This is a genomic window from Paenibacillus faecis (assembly GCF_008084145.1).
Taxonomy (GTDB): domain Bacteria; phylum Bacillota; class Bacilli; order Paenibacillales; family Paenibacillaceae; genus Fontibacillus; species Fontibacillus faecis.
Genome location: NZ_VSDO01000002.1, coordinates 1,019,007 through 1,040,883, shown reverse-complemented (window position 1 = coordinate 1,040,883; position 21,877 = coordinate 1,019,007). Strand labels below are relative to the sequence as shown.

At 52.0% G+C, this 21,877-nt stretch carries 19 protein-coding genes; 5 read left to right on the top strand and 14 right to left on the bottom strand.

The window, feature by feature from the left end:
* Positions 1 to 6: 6 nt before the first annotated feature.
* Positions 7 to 225, top strand: coding sequence for a helix-turn-helix domain-containing protein (locus tag FRY98_RS12655; protein WP_148452229.1), 219 nt, complete (start codon positions 7 to 9; stop codon positions 223 to 225).
* 107 nt (positions 226 to 332) lie between these two features.
* Here FRY98_RS12655 and ltrA read toward each other — a convergent pair whose 3' ends face one another.
* From ltrA to FRY98_RS12620, 7 genes are all read right to left on the bottom strand, one after another.
* A complete protein-coding gene (ltrA, locus tag FRY98_RS12650; protein ID WP_148452227.1) occupies positions 333 to 1,625 on the bottom strand; it encodes a group II intron reverse transcriptase/maturase in 1,293 nt (430 codons plus the stop codon).
* Positions 1,626 to 2,125: 500 nt separating this feature from the next.
* On the bottom strand, positions 2,126 to 2,329 hold the full coding sequence (locus FRY98_RS12645; RefSeq protein WP_148452225.1) for a hypothetical protein: 204 nt from the start codon (positions 2,327 to 2,329) through the stop codon (positions 2,126 to 2,128).
* Positions 2,330 to 2,528: 199 nt separating this feature from the next.
* Complete coding sequence (locus tag FRY98_RS12640; RefSeq protein WP_148452223.1) at positions 2,529 to 3,917, bottom strand: ABC transporter substrate-binding protein; 1,389 nt, start codon at positions 3,915 to 3,917, stop codon at positions 2,529 to 2,531.
* Between the two features lie 80 nt (positions 3,918 to 3,997).
* Positions 3,998 to 4,798, bottom strand: a complete 801-nt coding sequence (locus tag FRY98_RS12635; RefSeq protein WP_148452221.1) for an endonuclease/exonuclease/phosphatase family protein — start codon at positions 4,796 to 4,798, stop codon at positions 3,998 to 4,000.
* Between the two features lie 11 nt (positions 4,799 to 4,809).
* The gene (locus tag FRY98_RS12630) at positions 4,810 to 5,532 is read right to left on the bottom strand and encodes a carbohydrate ABC transporter permease (protein ID WP_249043394.1); all 723 of its coding nucleotides are present in this window, start codon (positions 5,530 to 5,532) and stop codon (positions 4,810 to 4,812) included.
* Between the two features lie 101 nt (positions 5,533 to 5,633).
* Positions 5,634 to 6,497 (bottom strand): carbohydrate ABC transporter permease, encoded by an 864-nt coding sequence (locus FRY98_RS12625; RefSeq protein WP_249043393.1) that lies wholly within the window; start codon positions 6,495 to 6,497, stop codon positions 5,634 to 5,636.
* A gap of 155 nt (positions 6,498 to 6,652) precedes the next feature.
* A complete protein-coding gene (locus FRY98_RS12620; RefSeq protein WP_148452215.1) occupies positions 6,653 to 7,366 on the bottom strand; it encodes a GntR family transcriptional regulator in 714 nt (237 codons plus the stop codon).
* A gap of 148 nt (positions 7,367 to 7,514) precedes the next feature.
* Between FRY98_RS12620 and FRY98_RS12615 the strand changes: the two genes are divergently transcribed.
* The 3 genes from FRY98_RS12615 to FRY98_RS12605 all read left to right on the top strand — a co-directional run bounded on the left by FRY98_RS12615 (position 7,515) and on the right by FRY98_RS12605 (position 9,163).
* Positions 7,515 to 8,120 carry a TetR/AcrR family transcriptional regulator gene (locus FRY98_RS12615; protein WP_148452213.1) on the top strand — a complete coding sequence of 202 codons (606 nt, stop codon included), beginning with the start codon at positions 7,515 to 7,517 and terminating at the stop codon, positions 8,118 to 8,120.
* Positions 8,101 to 8,607 (top strand): flavodoxin family protein, encoded by a 507-nt coding sequence (locus FRY98_RS12610; protein WP_148452211.1) that lies wholly within the window; start codon positions 8,101 to 8,103, stop codon positions 8,605 to 8,607. Before FRY98_RS12615 ends, FRY98_RS12610 begins: the two co-directional genes overlap by 20 nt.
* A gap of 82 nt (positions 8,608 to 8,689) precedes the next feature.
* Entirely contained in the window at positions 8,690 to 9,163 is a 474-nt protein-coding gene (locus FRY98_RS12605; RefSeq protein ID WP_249043392.1) for a hypothetical protein, read from the top strand.
* Between the two features lie 534 nt (positions 9,164 to 9,697).
* Here FRY98_RS12605 and FRY98_RS12600 read toward each other — a convergent pair.
* From FRY98_RS12600 to FRY98_RS12570, 7 genes are all read right to left on the bottom strand, one after another.
* A complete protein-coding gene (locus FRY98_RS12600; protein ID WP_249043391.1) occupies positions 9,698 to 10,750 on the bottom strand; it encodes a DUF1835 domain-containing protein in 1,053 nt (350 codons plus the stop codon).
* Positions 10,751 to 10,976: 226 nt separating this feature from the next.
* Positions 10,977 to 11,198 carry a hypothetical protein gene (locus tag FRY98_RS12595; RefSeq protein WP_148452209.1) on the bottom strand — a complete coding sequence of 74 codons (222 nt, stop codon included), beginning with the start codon at positions 11,196 to 11,198 and terminating at the stop codon, positions 10,977 to 10,979.
* A 119-nt stretch (positions 11,199 to 11,317) separates the two neighbouring features.
* The gene (locus FRY98_RS12590; protein ID WP_148452207.1) at positions 11,318 to 12,712 is read right to left on the bottom strand and encodes an ABC transporter substrate-binding protein; all 1,395 of its coding nucleotides are present in this window, start codon (positions 12,710 to 12,712) and stop codon (positions 11,318 to 11,320) included.
* A gap of 1,095 nt (positions 12,713 to 13,807) precedes the next feature.
* Positions 13,808 to 15,433 carry a response regulator transcription factor gene (locus FRY98_RS12585; RefSeq protein WP_148452205.1) on the bottom strand — a complete coding sequence of 542 codons (1,626 nt, stop codon included), beginning with the start codon at positions 15,431 to 15,433 and terminating at the stop codon, positions 13,808 to 13,810.
* Entirely contained in the window at positions 15,412 to 17,181 is a 1,770-nt protein-coding gene (locus FRY98_RS12580) for a sensor histidine kinase (protein ID WP_170287080.1), read from the bottom strand. Before FRY98_RS12580 ends, FRY98_RS12585 begins: the two co-directional genes overlap by 22 nt.
* A 62-nt stretch (positions 17,182 to 17,243) precedes the next feature.
* A complete protein-coding gene (locus FRY98_RS12575) occupies positions 17,244 to 18,125 on the bottom strand; it encodes a carbohydrate ABC transporter permease (RefSeq protein ID WP_148452201.1) in 882 nt (293 codons plus the stop codon).
* 18 nt (positions 18,126 to 18,143) lie between these two features.
* Positions 18,144 to 19,040: a carbohydrate ABC transporter permease gene (locus FRY98_RS12570; protein ID WP_148452199.1), complete on the bottom strand. Its 897-nt coding sequence runs from the start codon at positions 19,038 to 19,040 to the stop codon at positions 18,144 to 18,146.
* A gap of 221 nt (positions 19,041 to 19,261) precedes the next feature.
* Here FRY98_RS12570 and FRY98_RS12565 point away from each other — a divergent pair, with 221 nt between their 5' ends.
* Complete coding sequence (locus FRY98_RS12565) at positions 19,262 to 21,847, top strand: heparinase II/III domain-containing protein (RefSeq protein WP_148452197.1); 2,586 nt, start codon at positions 19,262 to 19,264, stop codon at positions 21,845 to 21,847.
* The last annotated feature ends 30 nt before the right edge of the window (positions 21,848 to 21,877 follow it).

Genomic DNA, 21,877 nt, shown 5'->3' with positions numbered 1-21,877 from the left:
TGAACGATGTACAAGAGAATACGCGATTTGCGTGAGGACAGGGATATGACGCAAAAACAATTGGCAGAGTATCTAAACATCTCTCAAGCAACCTATTCCAGATACGAAAGCGGGAATTTGGATGTGCCGAGTTCTGTGTTGATTAAGTTATCCGAATTTTACAAAGTAAGTATCGACTACATTCTGGGTCAGACAAATATCTCTAAGCGACCTACGGAAAAATAGTTTGGTCTAGAGTAAAGGGCAGATAAATTCTGCCCCTCCTCATCAAACCGTACGTGAGGTTTTCCCTCATACGGCTTTCCGATGTTCGTCATCCATGTGCATGCAGATTACAAGAGCGTTTTGAGTCCAAATTGACTGGTCAAGATTTTAATCTCGCGGAACGAACTCATCCATCGTCTGCGTTGGCGTTTCTTGGCGTACCATCTTGCAAACCTTTGCAAGATGTACCAATCCAATTTTGCCATCTTACGTTGACTGTAAGCCGTATAGTAGTAATTCCTCCATCCCTGAATCTTGGGATTCAGCCAGTTCACATGTTCTAATAATGACTTATGTCTCATGTTCGGTGGAGCCAATCGTTCCTTAACGACTTCCCGGATGCGTTCTTCCGCTTTCCGGGTTAACCATTGTTGCGTGGTGTAGTACACCCGCCCTTCGGAGGTTTCAGCCTTCGTCTTGCGATGGTGCATACCTAGAAAGTCGAAGCCTTCTTTTCCTGTCCAAAGACCGACAAAGCGCGTTTTGGTCGGATGCAATGTGAGTTCGAGCCGTTCCATGATCGCGTGGATCAGCTCGTAGGCTCGCTCTGCATCCTTCCTCGTTTTGCACACAACCACGAAGTCATCTGCATAACGCGTAAGTTCTCCAATCCCGTCGCCATGTCGTCCCCACAGAATGTCAAAGTAGTTTAGGTAGATGTTCGCTAACAGCGGAGAAATCACCCCGCCTTGCGGCGTTCCTAAATCTGAGCGTCTTGCCTTTCCTTCTTCCATGACTCCCGCGTTTAACCACTTCTGTATTAACTTCAAGATGCGTTTGTCGCTGACTCGCATTTCCACCAGCTTCATGAGCTTCTCTTGATTAATGTTGTCGAAGTAGCCTTGGATGTCGACGTCGACCACCCAATTGCCTTTGCGGTTGCATGCCTTCCGGATTCGGTCGAGCGCTTGCTTCGCGCTTTTCTTCGGTCGGAACCCAAATGAGGATTCCTGAAAGTCCGTTTCAAAGATCGGTTCTATGACCATCTTCGTTGCCATCTGTATGACTCGGTCTCGGACAGTGGGTATGCCGAGCGGCCTTTGCTTCCCGTCTTTCTTCGGGATGTAGTGCCGTCGAACAGGCTGTGGATGGTAGTTTCCTTCCTTAAGGATGCGGTGGCATTCTTGCAGGAAATGATGCTCTCCCTGCTTCTCGATGTCCGACAGCGTTTCACCGTCCACTCCCGCTGCCCCTTTATTAGCCCTAACCCTTCGCCACGCTTCCCACAGAATGTCCATTCGGTAGACCTTGTCGTACAGCGCATGGAATCTGCGCTTCTTGCTTTCCTTGGCCGCATGACCTAGTTTCTCTTGGAGTTGTTGAACGTTTTCCTTTGGTGTTGTTAGCCGCTTGGCATTCACTGACTCGTACCTCCTTAAGAAACGTGAACAAAGCAGGGCTCCTTCCCTCCCGCAGGTTATGTTGTCCTGCGGTTCCTCAGTACTACGAGCCCCTCGGACTCCCTTCCTGCGAATGGCTCACTTCACCTTTGGATTTATAGAGCATCCTCTTACGAAAAAAAAAAAATTTCTTCGTGCAGGGGAGGGTCTCCCCAGTTCACTGCGTCTTCTTTCATACCATGCCGATCCCCATACGCCGGAGGGCTCTTCGCTGTCGCTCCAAGTTCAAAACAGCTTCCTTGGCCTTCGTCCATATTCACGAGACTCGGCTCCCTCTCTTCCCTCTTGCGAGGCCTTTTTGACGACGCGGCAGGATTCACTTTATGTTACGGCCTGGTATGTTGCTCGCCCTGTCTCCGACAGGTACTTTTGTCGATACGCTTTTACGCACAGATTTCGCCATACGCAAGTATCCAAGCTACACGGGGACTTGGCTCTTCCCGTGACCGGACTTTCACCGGCTAGAAGATGCGTGCGTCTGGGCACGCTAAATAAAAAATAAACAAGCCCAAGTTCATATACAACTGGGCTTGTCTTTTTTCCTCCCCATACTTCTCCACCAACGATCCCTGCAATTTCGCCGCGTTAAACTCGGATCCGCTCCAATCGTGGTGTCTCCCGCCGCTTTGGCCTTCTTCCAGCGCGGCATTATATCGCACGTTCAAATCTTGTCAAGATCCTAGCCGTCGATGTTAGCCAAGCGACTCGGGATATCCTCCACCTGCATCCCCTTCAAGCAAACTCCTTAATCGTGTCCATTTACAACAAAAGAACGTGCACGGGCCGATCAAGGCTCCCCATGCACGTCTCCTATTTGTCATTACAACACGATTAACAAGGATTACTTTTTATTTACTCTAAGGATCACTTCTTATTCACCCTATTGTAGTCTTCCAAAGCTTTGTTGGAGGCGGCGGCCATATCTTTAATGGCTTGGTCGATATCTTTTTTGCCTGTAACATAGGCCAGGGTTTCGTCCTTTATCGCGCGGTTGAATTCACCGGAGACCGGGTTCATGGGTTCCTGAGTTTCCGGAGACGATGCGTGGAGCTGCTCGATTGCGGTTTTAAATAAAGGATTTTTCTCCAAATGCTGCTTCATTTCAGGCAAATCATAGGTTTTTTTGTTGACCGGGAAATAACCGGTGCCTGTATGCCATGTAAATTGTGTTTTTGGAGAAGTGCTGTATTTCATATATTCCCATGCGGCATCGATGTTCGATGGTTCGCCTCTGTCCACCAGGTACAGCGCCGAACCGCCGACAGCTACTCCGCCTTTGTCACTCTCATGGACCTTAGGCAAGAACGCGGTGCCTACTTCAAATTTATCGCCCACCGCGGTTAACGTTCCTTTTACTCCTGCTGTTGAATTAAGGAACATACCCAGCTTTCCTGCAGCAAAGACCTCGTTCGTTTTTACTTCCGGGCCCGTTTGGATGCCGCCGTATTCCACAGCCTTTTTCCAAGTGGTTAGGAATTCTTTCATCGTCCCTGTCGAATCAAATTCTACTTGGGTCATGGTGTCTTCACGACCGTTTTTGTTATTGCCGATATAGCCTCCCTGCATCCCGATCCAGCTCGATAAGTGATATTGGTCCGGCGTTACGGAAAGACCCCATTGCGTCACTTGATCTCCGTTCCTCTTCGTCATCTTGGCGGCGTATTGGCCCATTTCATCAATGGTTTGAGGAGGTTTATTCGGGTCCAACCCCGCTTCTTTAAACATGTTTTTATTGTAGTACAATAAAACTGTAGAGTTAGCAAACGGAACGCCCGCCAATTTACCTTTGAAGCTGAAGGAAGAAACGGTATTGGGCTCTAAATCCGCTATATTGAAAGAAGGGTCTTTATCGATCATCGATTGCGCCCAGATAATACTAGGCACGTCCTTGATATATGCCGTGTCCGATGCGGGAACTTGTACGATATCCGGTAAGTTTTTGGTATCCTTCGCCTGGACGGCCGCTTTTACTTTTTTCAGCAAGTCCTGGTAACTGCCTTGAAATACCGGCGTAACTTCAATCCCCTTTTCCTTGCCTATCGTATCGTTGAAATTTTGGACGACTTCTTTCACCACACCTTCATTCGTGCCTCCCATGGCATGCCAAAATGTTAAATGAACCGTTCCGGATTGGCTGGTATTAGCCACCGCGCTGCTGCTGGCGTCCATGGAAGAAGCGGTTGTGTCGGTTTTCGTCCCGCACCCGGTAAGTAGTATGATCGATGCGGCAAGTACTGCTATGGTTTTCCTCATTCCCAAATCCTCCTAAGGGTTATGTGTTTTTTTATATTAACTACCTATCAGTGCTCTGGGTCTGCGTCTGAATGGGCAGGTTAATCTGCTTGCATTTCCATGTGGGCCACGATCGGATAATGATCCGAAGGGTACCCATCTTCGACCTTGTCTCTCACAATCGCACTGGATTTAAAGTCAATCCCTTGACTGCTCATAATGTAATCGATAGGGCTGCCTTCCGTGCCCCCCTGATAGCCATGAAACGTTCTGCTATGTTTCTTCTCCTCCTCGGACATAAGGTCGAAGCAACTTGTCATAGGCTCGAATTCATGGATCACATCGAGCAATCCGCTCTCCGGAGTATCGTTGAAATCGCCGGTTAGTATGACCGGTAAGGGGATGCCCAGATTCTGTTCCCGCATGTTTTTCAAAATCAGTCTCAACCCTTCTATTCTAGCCACCTTGCCTATATGATCCAGATGAGTATTAAAAAACCTTATCGCGGGCTTTGTCTCGCCATGAAAAGCAAGCTCTACCCATGAACAAATTCTTTCGCATTGGGCATCCCAGCCAAAACTGCCGATCACATCCGGAGTTTCCGACAACATAAACGAACCGCTTCGCAAGATGGAAAAGCTGTCCCTTTTAACAAAAATAGCGCTGAATTCCCCCGCCTCATCCGAACGGGTCCGGTTAACCCCATATACGTCATAGGTTCCGTGGAATCGATCTTTTAGCCAATCCAGCATAGGAACAGTCGCTTCTTGCGTACCGATCAAATCCGGCTTGCGGTCCTCGATGATTTTGGCTACCCAATGCTTTCTTTTTTCCCATACATAAGGGTCTGTAGCTACTGCCGTACGCAAATTGAATGTCATCACTGTAAAAGTTCTGCTCACTTCAACGCCTCCTATCCTTTAATTGCGGAAAATGTAATCCCTTGTACCAACTGCCTCTGGAATGCGAGGAAAATAAATACCGATGGAATCAGAATGACCGTAACCCCCGCCATTACCGGACCGTACACCATGCTTTCTTCGAACTGGAGCATAGTAATTCCAACCTGCACGGTTCTCATATGCTCGGTGTTGGTAACCAATAAAGGCCACAAGTAAGCATTCCACAGCCCGATAAAAGAAGCGATAAATATGGACGACAATACGGATCTGGACATCGGCAGCAGGATATTCAGAAAAAAACGCAGGTCCCCGCAGCCATCGACAAACGCGGCATCCCTGAAATCCCGAGGCATCGTTTTGAAATGCTGCCGCAGCATAAACATAAACGTGGCCGAGGCGATCATGACAATCATAATGCCTGCATAGGTGTTGATTAATTTCATATTCGCTACGGTGATGTAATTGGTAATAATGAGCATATCGCCCGGAATCATCATCGTTCCCAGAATAATCAGAAACCAAAAATGTTTGCCTTTAAAATCGAAGAAAGCAAAGGCGTACGCCGCTAAGCTGCTTGTAATCAATCTTCCGATCGTTCCGATCGACGCGATCAAAAAGGAGTTCCACATAAATAGAAGAATAGGCGTGGACGTAAACACCGTCTTGTAATTCTCCCAATATAAGGTGCTTGGAAATAACTTGGGAGGATAGGAGCTTAGGTCAGACGCGCTCATGAAGCTTACTCCCACGCAATAAATAACCGGAAAGGAGACAATCAATCCTACAAGAAGACAAAGAATGTTCATGAACAGCTTGTGTACATACCTGGATCTCATCATGTGTAATGAACTCCTTTTTTCTCATATACAAAGCTCAGCAAAGTAACCAGCATAACAATGACGAAGATTAAGACCGCTACGGCGGATCCGTATCCGTATTTCGCATTCTCAAACGCCTCGATATACATCCAGTACATCATCGTCTCCGTAGATCCCATAGGACCCCCTTTCGTGATAATCCATACGGGACCGAAAACCATCAATGAACCGATCAAATCCGTACAAATCAAGAAAAAAATCGTGGGAGAGATTAAGGGCATTTTTATGCTTACCAGCTTCTGAAAATAGTTGCAGCCTTCCATATCCGCCGCCTCCAGCAACTCTGACGGCACATTACGGAGCGCCGCAAGCAAAAACAAAAAGCTGAATCCGAGTCCCATCCACACGCTAAGGATCGAAATGCCTACCATCGCATATTTTTCATCGCCAAACCAGTCGATGCCTAAACCCGTCAAATAGTTAAACATACCGATTGTCGGATTCATAAGCAGTTGGAATATCATGACTGCCGAAGACATGGATACCGCCATGGGCAGTGCGAACATAATTTGATAAATGTGATTTCCTTTTCTCTTCTTTTCCGCCAAAAGCGCCAAAGCCAAACTGATAAAAAATGTAGCGGGAATCGTTATCGCCGTATATTCCAACGTATTTAACAAGGTATTGATCAACATCTTATCTTTGAAAAGATTAATAAAGTTTTCGAACCCAACAAACTCAACCGGGTTTCCATTCAGATCAACCAAAGTAAATCCCAAGTAGACCGTCTTGGCGAACGGATAATAGGTAAACAAAATAACAAACAGCAAACATGGCAACATAAACAAATAAGGTTTGATTATTTTTTTTATCCAGCCCATACAGGACTCCCTTCCCATTTTTCAAGAGGTATAGACATCTTTGCCAATATCGTAACGTAAAAGTATTCGCCGACTGTCAAATCGATTTATATGTTTTGTAAAAGCAAAAGAACCCGCTCTGTAGAAACAGAACGGGCTCTTCGCGGTCAAATCGGCTAGATCGTGCGTCTTATGCGGAACGTGAAGACATCGTTGCGCAAATAATCCAGCGAGTACAGGACAGGCTGATTGACTTCGTCATAATGAGTCTGCTTCAGCAGCAGCACGGTCGTTTGCGGGTGCAGCAGAAGCCGCTGGCAATTGCGGTCGATATGCAGCGGTACGCTGATTTCCGAATCGGCCGTCACGATCTTGCGGCCAAGCTGGTTCTCGAAAAATTCCAGCAGCGAACCTTCGAACTGACCGTTATCGAAACGATCCCCCGCGATCTGCCGGGGGATGACGTTGATTGAATAAGCAACCGGCTCTCCGTTGGCCGAACGAAACCGCTCCAGCGTAATAACCGGATCATCCGGCTGAATGCCCAGCACTTGGGCAGCTTCCGGCGCGCACCGCTCCGTCTTGAGCCGAATGCGTTCCTCGCCCTCATCCAACCGGGCAGCCTGAATCATCGAGCCGATGCTCGACAGCTTCTCAAGCGAACTTGGGATGAGCGGCAGCGGCTGGATTACGAACGTTCCCACTCCGTGCTTGATGAGCAGCCTTCCTTCCTGCTCCAGCGCGCGAACAGCCGAACGGAAGGTTTCGCGGCTGACGCCGAACTCCTTGGCCATCACCAGCTCCGAAGGCATCCGTTCGCCGATTCGCAGTTCCCCGTTATCAATCATTTCCGCTAACCGCTGCTTGACTTGATAGTGTTTTGCCTGCATAACTACGTATACTCCTCTAGACATCTTTATTCAATTCTGCTGGATATCCGTATCCGTTGTCAAGTCGGACGTGACAGCCACCAATCTTGACAGCGTCAAGATTTAAAGTTATCTTTACATTGTAAAGTTAAGGCAAGGAGCGATATTTTTGAAGCCTAAACCCTATCATCATGGAGATTTACGTAACACCTTAATCGAAACCGGCATTGAGCTAATTAGCAAGGAAGGGTTAGGAGGTTTCTCCTTGCGTAAGATTGCAGCCAAATGCGGTGTCAGTCACGCTGCTCCTTACAGTCATTTCAAGGATATGCAGGAGCTGTTGGCGGCCATGGCAGATCATGTCACCGAGCAGTTCACGGCTTCCCTACAAGAGTCCATTGAAGGGCAAAGCGACCCCATGTCGGCCATGGAAAAGCTTGGAACCGCCTATATTGCTTTTTTCGAGCAGCATCCTACCTACCTTCCGTTCTTATTTTTTCAATCGGGCATTATCATTCAGGTAGACGAAGGAGCGGAAGATGTTCCCCCTTATCCGCCGTTTGCGGTATTCCGGCAAACCGGCTACCGGCTGTTCCGCAGTTTGGGTCTTCCACCTGAACTGGACGGCACAATGCTGATGGCTTACTGGTCGCTTGTACACGGCGTGGCATCCCTACTATCCAGTAGCGGCATTCGATATTCAGGCAATTGGCAAAAGGTATGGCAAATCATTCTTCAATCGGGAGGAACAGCAAATGAGACTGATTGTCCATGATCTGGCGAACGATGATTATGATGCTTGGCTAAGCGGCTTCAGCAGGGATACGGATGAAGTCATTGGAGAGTCCGGTACCATTCGTCATTGTGTAGGCTGCTTTGGTTGTTGGGTCCGCACTCCGGGAACCTGTGTGCTTAAAGACCCCTATAAGCACATGGGCGAACGGCTCGCCGCCTGCGATGAATTTGTGCTAATCAGCCGCAACGTGTATGGAGGTTACAGCCCATTCGTCAGCAATGTGTTGAACAGGTCATTACCCTATATCCTGCCCTATTTTGTAATCCAAGACGGTGAGACCCATCACCAGCAACGCTACAAGCAGCGATTCAAGTTCTCGGTCCATTTCTATGGAGAAGGAATAACGGAGGCGGAACGTCGCACGGCACAAGCATTGACCCAGGCCAATGCAAAAAATTTGGATGCGTCCCAATATAGTGTTTCTTTTCACAACACGCTTCACGAGTTGACGGAGGTGCAGCCATGAAAATTGCTCTGATTAACGGCAGTCCCAAGGGTGGACCAAGCAACTCCGGATTTCTGCTGGAAAAGCTCAAGCCGATGTCATCGTGCTGGCATTTCCGCTCTATTTTGACGCCATCCCTTCGCATCTGCTGCGGATGATGGTCGAATTGGAGAATTACCGGCAGAGTGAGCCAGGAAACCCGAACCTCATCGTTTATGCGCTAATTAATAATGGATTTTTCGAAGGGCGTCAGTGCACCCTTGCAGCAGATATGGTGAGTAACTGGTGCATACGCTGCGGCTTCCGTTTTGGAATGGCAGTTGGCCACGGAGCAGGAGAGATGTTCCACAACTTAAAACAGGTGCCGCTGGGTAAAGGCCCCCTGAAGAATCTCGGCAAGGCGATGACCCGGCTCTCCACGGCTATCCTCACCCGCAGCAGTGCAGAATCGCTGTTCATTCAGCCAAACTTCCCGCGTATGCTGTGGCGTTTGTCCGCTACCCATTTCTTCTGGCACCGCAAAGCAAAGCAGAATGGACTCCGGCCGAAGGATCTGAGGAAGCAGCCGTTTCAGTAAAGCCGGTAACGTAGATAGATCATGCGTTTCAATGATACGAAGATGCTACTTGTCCCAGATCCACGGCATGCCCCTCGCTGACGGACAAAGCAATTAAATGCAGGAAAGGCGGAATGCGCAGCCCCTCCGGCGCCTACCTTAAGAATCTCTATAGGTTGAACTAAAGAATTGGCGTTGGGCAAGGATGTGATAGGGTTGTAGATATAGAGTCCCGTCGTCGGAGTCTACATCATTAACGGGAAAACCTCCCGTTAATGTACCGCTCTTGGCATTTCGATCAGATTTAGCTGGAAAAGCTCCAGCTATTTCGCGGCCCTATTGCCAATATACGCCATTTCAGGCGAATTAGCGGGAGGTTTTCCAGCTAATTCGCCTCTGCAGCCGCGTACGTACCAAATTACCGGGAAGAATTCCCTTTAATTCAAATCAAACCTCTCTTCATGACATTTATCGCCATGCCGACGCGTATGACCGTCACTTAATGTGGTTCGTCCTGCGACGAAGTGAACGTGCTTGCCTGTGAAGGAGTGGTCGTTATCCGAGTGACGTTTTACGTCTGACACTGTAATATCTCATTGCCGCGGGAACGCCCTTGATTTCCAGCACCCCGTCATAAATCAAGGTGCGCAGCCGATATTCAAAATAATCATCCCCGATAGTTTGGTCGCAATGGCCCATCGCCTCGCCGATCAGGCGGGCGGCTCTCAGAAAGCTGTCATTGCCGGCACGCGACTGAAGAAGGTCCAGCTTTTCCAGCAGATATTGATCGTAGCTATCGGCAGGCACCTCGACCACCGTGCCGGCACGCCAAATACGCAACACTTTTGCTTGTTCCGAGAGGGCTTGCCACTCCTGTCTCAGCCGTTCGATGTCAGGGGGGACCAGCATCCCGCTGCCGTCCATTCGGGCGAGCGCGTCGCAAAGCTTGTCCGGCACAATTTCGCCCGAGTGGCGGTATTTAATCCACGCATCCGGTCGATTGTACATTTCCTCGCAAATGGCGCAAGCATTGTATACGGCAATGGCATTCGATTTATTGCTGAGCAGATGGAGCGCATGCCGCATGCCCATCTGTTCGCAAGCGTTGCCGGCGGCCCAGATCACCACTTCGGCCCGCTCGGGAATTTGCGCTACTTGACGCAAGAGCTCCTCATACTCTTCCTCAAACGAGGAGTAGGCTTCGGCTCCGCCCGAAATATGGTCGCGAAACCAATCGATCCGCGCCTGACGCCCTTTCGGCAAGTCCAGATCACCGAGCGGACCGATCGCGTAATCTTCCTCCAGAACAATCACTTTGTGTGTTTCCGACCAGCCGATTTGCCTCAATGCCTGTTTCATACTGCCCGCAAAAGAATGACCGACCACGATATGGACGTGGGTATCATCCGGCGAAATTTTCCCGGCCTCCCGCCGGTTAGAGGCGCTCACTACATTGTCGTAAAGTTCGATCAACTCAGCAATCGCCGCAGGCTGCGACTCTTTCTTATCCAGCAAGCTGATTTGAGCCAGCAGAAACCTCAGATACGCCTTTAACTCGTCTCCCCGCAAACCTTCGACCGCTTTCCTAATGGCCGTCATCTCGTCCATCGGTTCTCCCTCCATTTTACCGCGCTATAACCTATCATAATCATAGCAAAAGAAAGGAACGGGAGCCATGCAGGACACGAGAATGACGGCGGCTACGGTCCGATGTATTTAGCCAAATACCGGTGCTTCCAAGTGTGGAGGGGCTGTGTCTGAAGGATATCCCGGCAATAAAAAAAGACGATCGGATACACTAATGCGTCTTGTCTAAACCGTAGTTCTTTATATCTCAGCGAAGAAGTTCAAATTCTTCATTCGCTTGTCTTATACGTTCACCATAAGCTTCCTGACCCATTTTCTCCATGAGATCCAAACGTATTTTTCTCATTTCTTGGTCGATAAGAGGGCGTAGATTCTCGGGTGGGGGAACGATCATAATACCCGAATCTGAAAGTAATCTTTTAGCACCGTGTACCGGGCGAATATTCTTTTGATCTATTTGAGTTGACATTGCTTTCGATCTTAAAAGCGCAGCAGTGGCAGCTTTTGTTGTTTTTCGAGGCAGGAACACCCCATCCCAGGGGATTCCCGCCTCTTTTGCTGTTTTCCTTTTGTTCGAGTGATTCTTCCCTACTTCTCCACCAACGACCCCTGCAGATTCGCCGCGTTAAAGCTCGGATCCGCTCCAATCGTGGTGTCCCCCGCGGCTTTCGCTTTCTCCAGCGCGGCGTTGTACCGCGCGTTCAGATCGCTTAACACCTTGTCCAAATCCTGGCCGTCAAAAATAAACTTGTTGAAGACGTCCACTTTCTTCGTGCCTTCGACGCGGCCTTCGGTGGCGACCAGCGGGGTGGCGGGATAGATGCCGTCCATCGCGGTCGGCAGGAAATTCTCGATGCCGGCGATGTCCGGGGCTTTGGCTTTGGCCGCCACGGACGGGATGACGGATACGCCGTAGCCGCCTTCCTGGTAAGCGACCTGCACGTCGTCGCTGTACATCCACTCGATGAACTTCCAGGCCTCTTCTTTATGCTCGGAATTTTTGCTCATGGCCAGGTAGCTGCCCGCGATGACTTGGTCGGCTCCGTTTTGTTTGCCGTCGATCGTCGGCGGCATGGCTACGGCCCAATTAATGTCCGTCGGGAACTGCGTCTTATACACGCTCGGCTCCACCGAGTGGTTGAAGTACATGCCGATCTTCCCTTGCGCGAACTGGGCGCGCAGCGGGTCGATGTCGAGCGATTCCGAGCCGGGCAGCATGCTGCCGTCCGCACGGATCTGATGCAGCGCCTGCAGCACTTCTTTGTACACGGTAAAATCGAACTGTCCCGTTTGGAAGTTAAAGCCCTCGTTTCCCGTGTTCGTGCTCAGTGAGACGATCGGATAGGCGATCCGCTCAAAGCCGCTGGCGCTCTTGAAGTTGCCGGCAAAACCGTAGGCTCCGCTGTTCTTGCCTGCAGCCGTGATCTTCTTGGCGTCCTCGACCATTTCGGCAATCGTCGTCGGCGGCCCGTCGATCCCTGCTTTTTCAAACAGATCGACGTTGTAGATCAGCCTCCAGAACTGGCCGATATTCGGCAGCGTGTAGATTTTTCCGCCAACCATGTTCTTTTCTTCGATCAGCACGTTTTTGAAGTTCTCTTTCAGCTCGGGCGAGATGTAGTCGTCGAACGGCTCCAAATAGCCGCGCTTCACCCAGGTCGGCACATTTCCCGTATCCACCCGAAAAATATCCGGCGCCTGGTTGCTGGCGAACGCGATTTCCACGGACTGCGCGTAGTTATCGGCCATCACCTTCATTTCGATATCGATATTGGGGTTCTTTTCCTCGTACTCCTTCACTTTCTGCTCAATAAAATCGCTATCGTGTCGGTCGATCGTCCAGTAGGTCAGCTTCGTCTTGCTTCCTTCGGCGCTAGCCGCCGCCGTGTCGGGTTCCGTCTTGTCGCCGCCGGATGAACAGGCCGCCAAAGAGCCCGCCAACAGCAGCGCCAGTCCCGCCAAGCCCCACTTGTTAAACTTCATTGAACCTTGCCCCCTTAGGATGATGTAATCGCATTCATTTTTCACTAAAAATATAAATCATCCGTCCTTCCGCGCGTGAAGGAAAAAACAACTTTTCAGGGGAGAGGAAACCACTCTTTAATTACATAGGAAAGCAGCCAAAATTTAAATACACCGAAGATCAGGCCATAGATCTGCTTTATAAGAAAATCAAAAGCGATGCGGATAAATATGCCATCCATCATGTAATGGAGCTTCAGTTACTCGAACTGCCGGGGGTTTCTCCGTGATACCTATAATCCATACTTCCTTCATCATCAAAAGTAAATAAAGGGACTCTTTTCTAATACACGCATCCACCTTGAGTTCAATTCCTAAAATGAATAATTATAGCCTGTTCGGACGAGTCTATATCAACTATAGAAGAATCCCGTCTTTCAAAATACATGGAAATGGCCTGTATCTATGCATTTGAGATGATTAGCTAAATCTCGATATTCTAAAACAAATTCTAAAAAGGCACTGTTTTTATCAGCTAAAAAGTCAGCTTCCGTCATGGTTCCATTACAGCTGAATTTTTTGGTAGTCACAATTCTTTCATATAAAGAATCGTTTGAGTTATACCTTGTGCCACTTCAAATAATTCACTTGAAAGATATCGCGATATGTCCCCTATTATAAGCTTCTTTTTGTTTGACCTGATAATAACTAAAAGCCCCCCGTCGGAGTCTACATGATTAACGGGAAAATATCCCGTTAATGTACCGCTCTTGGCTCTTTATTCAGATTTAGCTGGAAAAACTCCATCTATTTCGCTGCCCTATTGCCGAAATTCACCATTTCAGGCGAATTAACGGGAGGTTTTCCAGCTAATTTGCCTCTGCAGCCGCATACGTACCCAATTAACGGGAAGAATTCCCTTTAATTCGAGGAATTGAACAACAGTCCAAAATTATTATACAATACTTGGAAATTCCGCAAAGTCCTATCTTCTATATTTTTGAAAAATAGTTGACACCCTTTTCGCTTTTACCAATACTCCCCCCCCACTCTTGCAGCTTGCAAAATGTCTTGCGACAAGTTGGCATAAATTAAATTTTTGAACTTCAGCTATGTTCATATCTTTTCAATATTCGCCGCATACTTCGTCCGGAACTCCGTCGGCGTCACGCCGGTATGCTTCTTGAATAGTTCGGTAAAATACGGACGGTCCTCGTACCCGAGCGATCCGGCAATATCCTGCACCTGCATCCCTTCGAGCACCAGTTCCTTCGCCTTCTCCATCCGGCAGTGGGTGATGTATTGGGCCAAAGTGACACCCATTTCTTTTTTGAACAAGTTGGAAAAATAGCTCGGACTCAAGTGCACCGCCTTGGCGCAGTCCGCCACGGACAAATTCTCGTGCAGATGCCGCTGGATATGCGCAATGCCCCGCTCGACCAGCACCCTGGACTCGCTGACCTGGCGCTTCCGCAAATAGCCGCAGCCCTGCCGGCAAAATTCCCGGATCAAGCCGCACAGCTCCTCAAACGTGGCCGCTTTGTTCATATCCGCCAGCTTGCCCTCCAGCTCCTGGATCTCCTCGACCGTGCCTTTTTCCGCAAACGTTCGATGGATCGCATGGGCCAGCTCCAGGCATAGCGTCTTCAGAACCGAAGGATGCGGATTCTTCCCGGCGGAAATCCACCCGTCCCAGATCCCTTGCAGCTGCTCCTCCGCCTTGTCGAGGTTCGCGGAACGCAGGCAGAACAACAGCTCTTTCTCCTGCTCGTAAGAGTATTGCGGCTCGTCCGCCCCCCGGAATTCCCCGTCTTTGTACAGATAAACGCTATTTCCGCCCGACAAAAACGTATTGGCCAACGCGGCCAGCGCCTGCGCGTACGAAGCCGCCAATTGCGACGTATCCTTCACCTCATGGCCCACGCCGATCGATACGGTTTGGTACGTGTGCCTGCACACATGTTCGCGGCATTTCTCCGCGAGCTGCCCCGCGTCCATCGCGGCGGCCGGATTGGCGACGATCACGAACTGGTTGATATTTTCGCGAAACACAATGCCGCTGGTATGGGACGAGACGGTCTCCTCCAAAATATTCTGCACGGCAAAGCGGATCAGCTCCACCTCACCGACCGGCAAATCCGCCGTCCTCTCCGGGAAATGATCCATCTCCGCGACCATGACCCAGAAGTCGTTCTTCTCCATCGTGATGCCGTAGAAATCCCACTGCCGGCTCTGGCTCTGCTGCCGGGTGCCGTACCGGATGAGCAGGCGCATAAATTCCTGTCTCAGATAGGGCAGGCTTTCCCGCAGCTTCCGCTCCATTCCCTGCATATAAGCGGCTTTGCTGCGCTCCCGCTCGATCGACGCCTTCGCTTTCAGCGCCACCTCCAGCACCTGGGCGGGGGTGAAGGGCTTGACGATGAAATCGAACGCCCCCAATTTGACCGCCTCCTGGGCATACGAGAAGTCGGTATACGCCGTGAAAAAGATCACCTTGACCCCCGGCTGCTCCGGCAAAATCGTCCGCATCATCTCCAGCCCGTCCATCAGCGGCATGCGAATATCCGTCAGCACGATATCGGGGCGGACGCGGCGCAGGCATTCGAGCCCCTCATGCCCGTTGGAGGCCGTGGCCGCGACCGTCATCCCGTGATCCTCCCAGGCAATCCGTTGCGACAGTCCGCGCACCACCGCCGGAATATCGTCGATAATACAAATTTTTATCGGGTCATAATGTTCCATGGTTCATCCCTCTCGCTTTCCATTGTCATGGTAAGAACCGCAACCGTTTCACCGGGACGGCTGAGAAAGCGCAAACCCGCCCCCTTGCCGTAGTACAAAGCCAGGCGGTTGCAGATGTTGGATAAGGCATACCCTTTGCAGTCGGCGGGCAGCCGCAGCTTTTCATCCATCCGCTCCGCATCCAGGCCGACCCCGTTGTCCGTCACCGAAATGACCAGGCTGCCGCCCGCGGACTCGGCCTCGATCCGAATCATTCCCGCCTCCCGCTTATCCTTCAAGCCGTGAAGGATGGAGTTCTCCACCAGAGGCTGGATGATGATTTTCAGGACGGGCAGCTCCAGCAGTTCGGGCGGCGCATGGATCGAAAACTCGAACAGGCCCTCATAGCATTGCTGCTGCAGGTTTAAATACTGGCGGGCATGTTCCAGTTCCTTGCCTAGTGTCGTGATCTCTTTGCCCTGATTCAGTCCCAGGCGGAATAACGCCGACAAGGACAGGACCATCGCTTTGACATCCTCGTACTCGTCCATCTCGCATTTCCAGTAAATCGTATTTAACGTGTTGTATAAAAAATGCGGATCGATCTGCGCCTGCAGCGCCTTGATTTCCGCTTTCCGTTTCTCGTTCTCCGACGCCTTCACCTCGGCGATCAGTTGCCCGATCCGGTCCAGCATCTGATTGAACTTCCGTCCGGCTTCCCCGATTTCGTCCTGGAAGGGACTTACGAAGCGCGCTCCTAAATCCTCGTGCTCGACCCGTTTCATCGTCTTTTGCAGCCGGAGCAGCGGGGAGAGCAGCAAACCCGACAAATACCGGGCGAGCAGCAGCGCAGTCAGCGTGCAGAACGCCATAATCGCCAGCACCAGCCATTGAATCTGGTGAACGGGCGCGAGCAGATCCGATTTCGACAGATAACTGACCAGCATCCAATCGGTGGCGAACGCGGAGATGGCGTAGCTCACCAGCATGGTGCCGTCCGGGCTTTTATACTCGAAATTCCCGCTGCCGCTCGCCGCCAGCTTCCGGATGAATTCCGGGGACTTCGTCCATGCCGGCCGCCCCTGATCTCCGAGCACGCTCGCCCCCGAGGTGTTCATGAGCAAAAAGTGGGCCGATCCCGGGTTAAGCCCTTCACTGACGACCTCCCCCAGCATCCGAGCATCGACATTGACGATGAGGAACACATCGGGTACATACGTCTCTGTAAGCGATTGCAAAACTAGCGTGACGACCTCCTCTTTTCCGGCAAACAGCTCATCCTCATGGCTTTCAATCCATCGCGTTTCGGGCTCGTCCTTAATCCGCTGATAAATGGCCGTGGAGTTAAAAGGGACGTCGGTTTTTCGCGTCTTGCCGCTGGAATAGAAATCGCCGCTCGGCGTGCTGATCAGGATCGAGTCAATCGAATTTTCTGTCAGCTCAGCCTGCGTAAACAGCCCTTGAAGCAGCGAAAAATTCGCGAAATACCGGCCCCGATTGTCGGCCTGAATATCGCGAATCGTCTGTTTGTAAGTTTCGCTTAACGTCATGGTGGAGGAGGCCACCACGATCTGCTTCAGCTTCTGGTCCAGCACGTTGACGGATTGGTTGAGCACGCTGTGGTTCAGCTGGGTGGAATTGCGCTCCATGGCGCGGGCCGCGATCACATAGGAACATAGGCCGGTGACAGCGATGCAAAGTACCGTAAGGCCGGCAAAGGAGACCCACATTCTTTTTCGCAAGGAAGTCCGGTAAATCCATGTCTTCAAATGCATTCACGCTCCTTCGTCATCCCTGCCCGCCGCCCTTTCCTGTCGAGAGCGCCCGTCGTCTACCCTTTGACCGAACCCGCCGTCATCTGCATGAAAGATTTATTGGCGAACACATACACCAGCAGCATCGGCAAAATGGACAGACACGCGCCGGCCAACATGAGCTGCGGCTGCGCGGCATCGCCCACGCCGTATTTCAAACTGGCCAGTCCGACGGTCAGCGTCTGCAGATCGGGCTGGGTCATCGTAAAGACCAGGGGCAGGATATATTCGTTCCAAGCGCCGCGGAAGGACCAGAGTCCGGCCACGCCCAGCGCCGGGGCCAGCAAAGGCAGAATAATTCTAGTATAGGTGCTGTAAAAATTACAACCGTCAATATAAGCGGCCTCGTCCAACTCCTTCGGGATGGCGCGGACAAAGCCGATCAGCATGAAGAACACCGTGGCATGCGCGCTGATCAACAGCAGGATCACGCCCCACAGCGATTTTTGCAGATTCAGCGCCACCATCAAATCGAATTGGGGTCTTAAGACGACGGCGCCGATCGAGATAAACAAGGTGCTGGATTGCAGAAACACGTAGAACTTTTTACCGATAAAATCAATCCGTGCCACGGCATAAGCGGCCATCGTACCGATCAGCAGCGTGCCTACGGTCGTAAAGAAACTGATAAACAGGCTGTTCCAGGTAAAGCGGGCAAAATTGGCCACTTCCCACGCCTGCGCGTAATTGCTGAATTTCCATTCCTGCGGCAGCAGGCCGGAGCCCGTCGTGATCTCCAGATTGGACTTCAGCGAGCCGAAGAAAGCCAGCAGGATCGGAAATAGCGTAAACACGGCGACGATCAGCAGAAACGCCCACAACAATATATTCGATGCCAGCTTGCGCCAGGGAAGCGTTTTTCTTCGGGATGCCGTGATGGACGGATATAGTGTATTCATCGGTTGATCTCCTTTCGTTTAATAGAGTTCGTTCAGTTTTTTGGACATCCGGAAATAGATCAGCGTGATCACCCCGACGATCACCGCCGTCGCAAACCCGACCGCACTGCCGTAGCCGAACTGCTGCGCGCTCATTCCCCCGCTCGATACCGGGAAGAACAACTTGTATAGGTAAAGGTACATGACATTCGTCTTGCCGTAAGGCCCGCCTTCCGTCAACACCATAATGCTCTCGTACCCTTTGAGCGAAACGGTGATCGCCAGCATGATGATCATTTGCAGAACCGGCCCCAGCATCGGTACGGTAATGCTCCACATTTTGCGGACAGGTCCGGCCCCGTCCAGGGAGGCCGCCTCGTACAGATCTTCGGGGATATTTTGCAGACCGGCGATGAACAGCAGCATGTAGTTGCCCACCGCCCCCCAGATCGCGATGATGATCGAAGTCAGCAGGGCGTATTCGGGGCCCAGCCAATCGATCGGAGCCGACACGATGCCCGATTTCATCAGCAGCTGATTGATCATCCCGTTATAAGAGTTGAACAGGACATAGAACACGATCGCCATCACGGAGGCGCTGACGATGGTCGGCAGGAAGTACACCGCCCGCAGCAGGTGCCGCCCCTTGAAAGCCCGGTTCAGGATAACCGCCAGCACGAACGACAAAGGAATCGTCACCAGCAGTTTCCCGCCGGCATACACCAGCGTGTTCAGAACCGACTGCCAGAACTCCGTATCCCGAAACAGCCTCGCAAAGTTATCCAATCCGATGAATAAAGGTTCTCCATATCCCTGGTAATCGTAAAACATGTACTTGAGCGCCCAAACTATCGGGTACACCCCAAACACCAGCGTTAAAAAGAGACTCGGCGCGACGAACGTCCAGGCATGGATTTGGCGTTTTGTACGATTCACAAGTTTTTCCTCCCGTCATGAAGCGTTGCCTTTCTTAATCCTAAGATAAAAGTCCGCGGACCGAAGCGGTTAGGGAAAAACCCACTGTGTGCAGGGGGGAAAATCACTTTTCGGCCGATTCAGTCGATTTGTCCCCTCTCCATCGCTTGATTCTCCATCCCGAAGAGGGCTTGATACTTGCTAAAATAAGGAAAGAAATCGTTAGGAGGTGCACGAGATCGATGAAGCTTCAGAGCGGCGAGGACCCGGGATGGGGATGGCATGGCGGATGGATTTCCGCGGAGGAAGTGGAGGCGATGCGGCAGCGTGTCGGTCGTCATCCGGCACTGCGGCAGGAGTATGAGCGGCAAAAGGAGCTTTCGGAGCGGTTTGCCGCGGAGGCGATGAAGGCTCCGCTGGCGGAACAAGCGAACGAGCGGACGCAGCCGTTTGTTTTTCGGGTACCGGAGGGGGCCCGCTATCTTAAGATCTCGATCCATGTCGCGGGACAAGGGTCAGCCCGAATCCGGGAACTGCGGGTGACGCATTCCCAGCGGGGCCTGCCGGTGCAGCTCGGCAACGCGAATTTCGCGCAGGGCCTGGCCTGTTGGCGGGCGGACGTGAAGGAGGGCGGCCGGCTCGAGCTTCAGCCCGTTCCCGCGAACGCCGCGGCCCTGCAGCCATCGGGCGTCACACCGGCAAGCGGAACGGATGCTAATCATTCGGCGGCGCAAGCCCAAATGGTCCGCATCGTCAACACGCACGAAGAAGCCGACACGGTGCTTCATTACGAGACGCCGATTCCCGTCCGGGAGGGAGACCACTACAGCGTCCAGGTCACGCTGGGTCTGGAGGCTCCTCTCACCATAGGGGTTTATTCGGAAGTTCATTTTAGCGATGATCAAGGCAACCCGCTGGGCGATGCCTTCCTCTCTTCGCCTCCCTTCAACCGGGCGACGCCGACGCCCTGGGTCTATTTTCTCGAAGCGGCCGGTGCGGATGCCAATCGGTTTATGCTGGAAGGCGATGTCGCGAGCGCGGAACGCTGCAAGCAAAAATTGCTGTATATGCTGTACGATATCATCCCGGGGATGGGGATTTTTAAAGAAACGGGCTGGCATGACGACGATATTTACGGGGCGGTCCATATCGGCCGGGGGCTGGCCGTTCTCTCGGTCATTTACCGTCAAATCGCGCCTTCCGGGGTTTTTGACGAGGAGGAGACCGCGATGCTGCTTGCGTACTTCCGTTATATCGCCAAGCTGATGATGGATACGGGGTACTACCGCTTCGATCTGGAGGAGTTCCCTGACGAAAAGGGCGGGATGCGCAGCAACTGGAACGCGGACCGGGCCACGGGTCTGGGGGTCTATGCCCTCCTGTTCCCGGAGGAACGGAAATCGGAGGCTTACCTGAAACATGCCCTATCGGTCGTGGACTGGCAGCTCGAACATGTCGTGGACGAGACGGGGGCCTGGCCGGAAAACATCAGGTACCATGGGGCGGTGCTCCATCGCTATTTTTTATTTTTTGCCCTGCTTAAGAGGTTTAAGGGGTCGGACTATTTCCGGCATCCCAAGGTCAAAAGCATGTACCGCTTCCTCATCGGCACCGCGGTTTCACCGGATCGGATTCAGGCCGGGACGGACGGGGCCCCGGTCATGCTGACGCCCGCCGTGGGAGACGCCAATGTACAGGAACACTGGTTCCGGCTGCTGGTGTACGCGGCTCCCTTCTACCGGGAAACCGCTCCGAAACTGGCCGGGGAAATGATGTGGGCATGGCGGCGCGGCGGGTCGCCGGTTCGGGACAGCGGCGCTTTCCCTTATCCTTTGGCGCCGTTGTGGTTTGCCGATCCGGATTTGCCGGAAGAAGCGCCCGAATTGCGTTCGGTGCAGTATCCGGGGATGGGCTATGTGATCTTCCGCAACCCGGAGGGTCCGATCCGGTTTGAGCATTACGCCATCTACGAGGCCTCGTCGCTCACCTACCATGCCCATCATGACGAAGGCCATTTCTCGATTTGGTGCGACCAGGTGCCGCTGGCGCTCGATTCGGGCACCGGCGGTTACTACAACGGCGACCGCCACTGGTATCTGTCCAGCGCCGCCCATAATGTCGTGCAATTCGCGGATGCACCGGGGACGTGGCGGGAAACCCCGCTTCGGAGTCAATGCGAGCAGGTGCTATTTTCCGCCGAGCTGGATAGGGTGGTGAGCCGCATTCCCGATCCGACCGTGGAGTCGTATCGGAGACATTTCGCCTTCATCAAGGCCGGACTGGAGGTTTATGTGATCTGGGATCACATTCGGGGGGACGCCGCGCGGGTGTGGAACCTGCATACGCTCAGCACGGATGCGGAGATCGGAGCGCAGCATATTGCGGCGCGCTGCCTGGGCGGCATGCGGTTGAGCGCCGTGATCGCCGAGCCTCGACTGCCTTGGATCGAGACCGATCAGGGCGCCCTGGCCGGGAACTATCCCCTGCCGGCGCAGCAGTATTTCAGGGTGCACGGCCGCTCCACCGGCGACTTTCTGATTGTGCTGCATCCTCATCGGGACGCGGAGCCGCCGGTGCACGTCGAGGCCGTTCCATTGGAGCATCCGTCGCCGGAAGTACGCTGCTATAAAATCGTCCATGCCGACGGCGCGTGGTGCGCGGTTGTGGTGAACGGTGCCCCGTGTTCATTCACATTAAATCTGGATACCTTGGCTTTGGGACCGATGAGGTTACCCGACGGGCAGACTCAACCGATCGGCGGCAAGCTGGACGGATCTTTGCTGGAGATGGAAGCTGAAACTTTTTGCATCCTGCTGCCGCAAGCTTAACTGTAAAATCAGTTTGCTTGCCTTACGTAA

Bases quoted from the DNA above. Each gene is read 5' to 3' on its own strand.
- FRY98_RS12655 (WP_148452229.1), top strand. From the start codon at position 7: ATGTACAAGAGAATACGCGATTTGCGTGAGGACAGGGATATGACGCAA.
- FRY98_RS12640 (WP_148452223.1), bottom strand. From the start codon at position 3,917: ATGAGGAAAACCATAGCAGTACTTGCCGCATCGATCATACTACTTACC.
- FRY98_RS12630 (WP_249043394.1), bottom strand. From the start codon at position 5,532: ATGAGCGCGTCTGACCTAAGCTCCTATCCTCCCAAGTTATTTCCAAGC.
- FRY98_RS12625 (WP_249043393.1), bottom strand. From the start codon at position 6,497: ATGGGCTGGATAAAAAAAATAATCAAACCTTATTTGTTTATGTTGCCA.
- FRY98_RS12620 (WP_148452215.1), bottom strand. From the start codon at position 7,366: ATGCAGGCAAAACACTATCAAGTCAAGCAGCGGTTAGCGGAAATGATT.
- FRY98_RS12610 (WP_148452211.1), top strand. From the start codon at position 8,101: ATGAGACTGATTGTCCATGATCTGGCGAACGATGATTATGATGCTTGG.
- FRY98_RS12600 (WP_249043391.1), bottom strand. From the start codon at position 10,750: ATGGACGAGATGACGGCCATTAGGAAAGCGGTCGAAGGTTTGCGGGGA.
- FRY98_RS12595 (WP_148452209.1), bottom strand. From the start codon at position 11,198: ATGTCAACTCAAATAGATCAAAAGAATATTCGCCCGGTACACGGTGCT.
- FRY98_RS12590 (WP_148452207.1), bottom strand. From the start codon at position 12,712: ATGAAGTTTAACAAGTGGGGCTTGGCGGGACTGGCGCTGCTGTTGGCG.
- FRY98_RS12585 (WP_148452205.1), bottom strand. From the start codon at position 15,433: ATGGAACATTATGACCCGATAAAAATTTGTATTATCGACGATATTCCG.
- FRY98_RS12575 (WP_148452201.1), bottom strand. From the start codon at position 18,125: ATGAATACACTATATCCGTCCATCACGGCATCCCGAAGAAAAACGCTT.
- FRY98_RS12565 (WP_148452197.1), top strand. From the start codon at position 19,262: ATGAAGCTTCAGAGCGGCGAGGACCCGGGATGGGGATGGCATGGCGGA.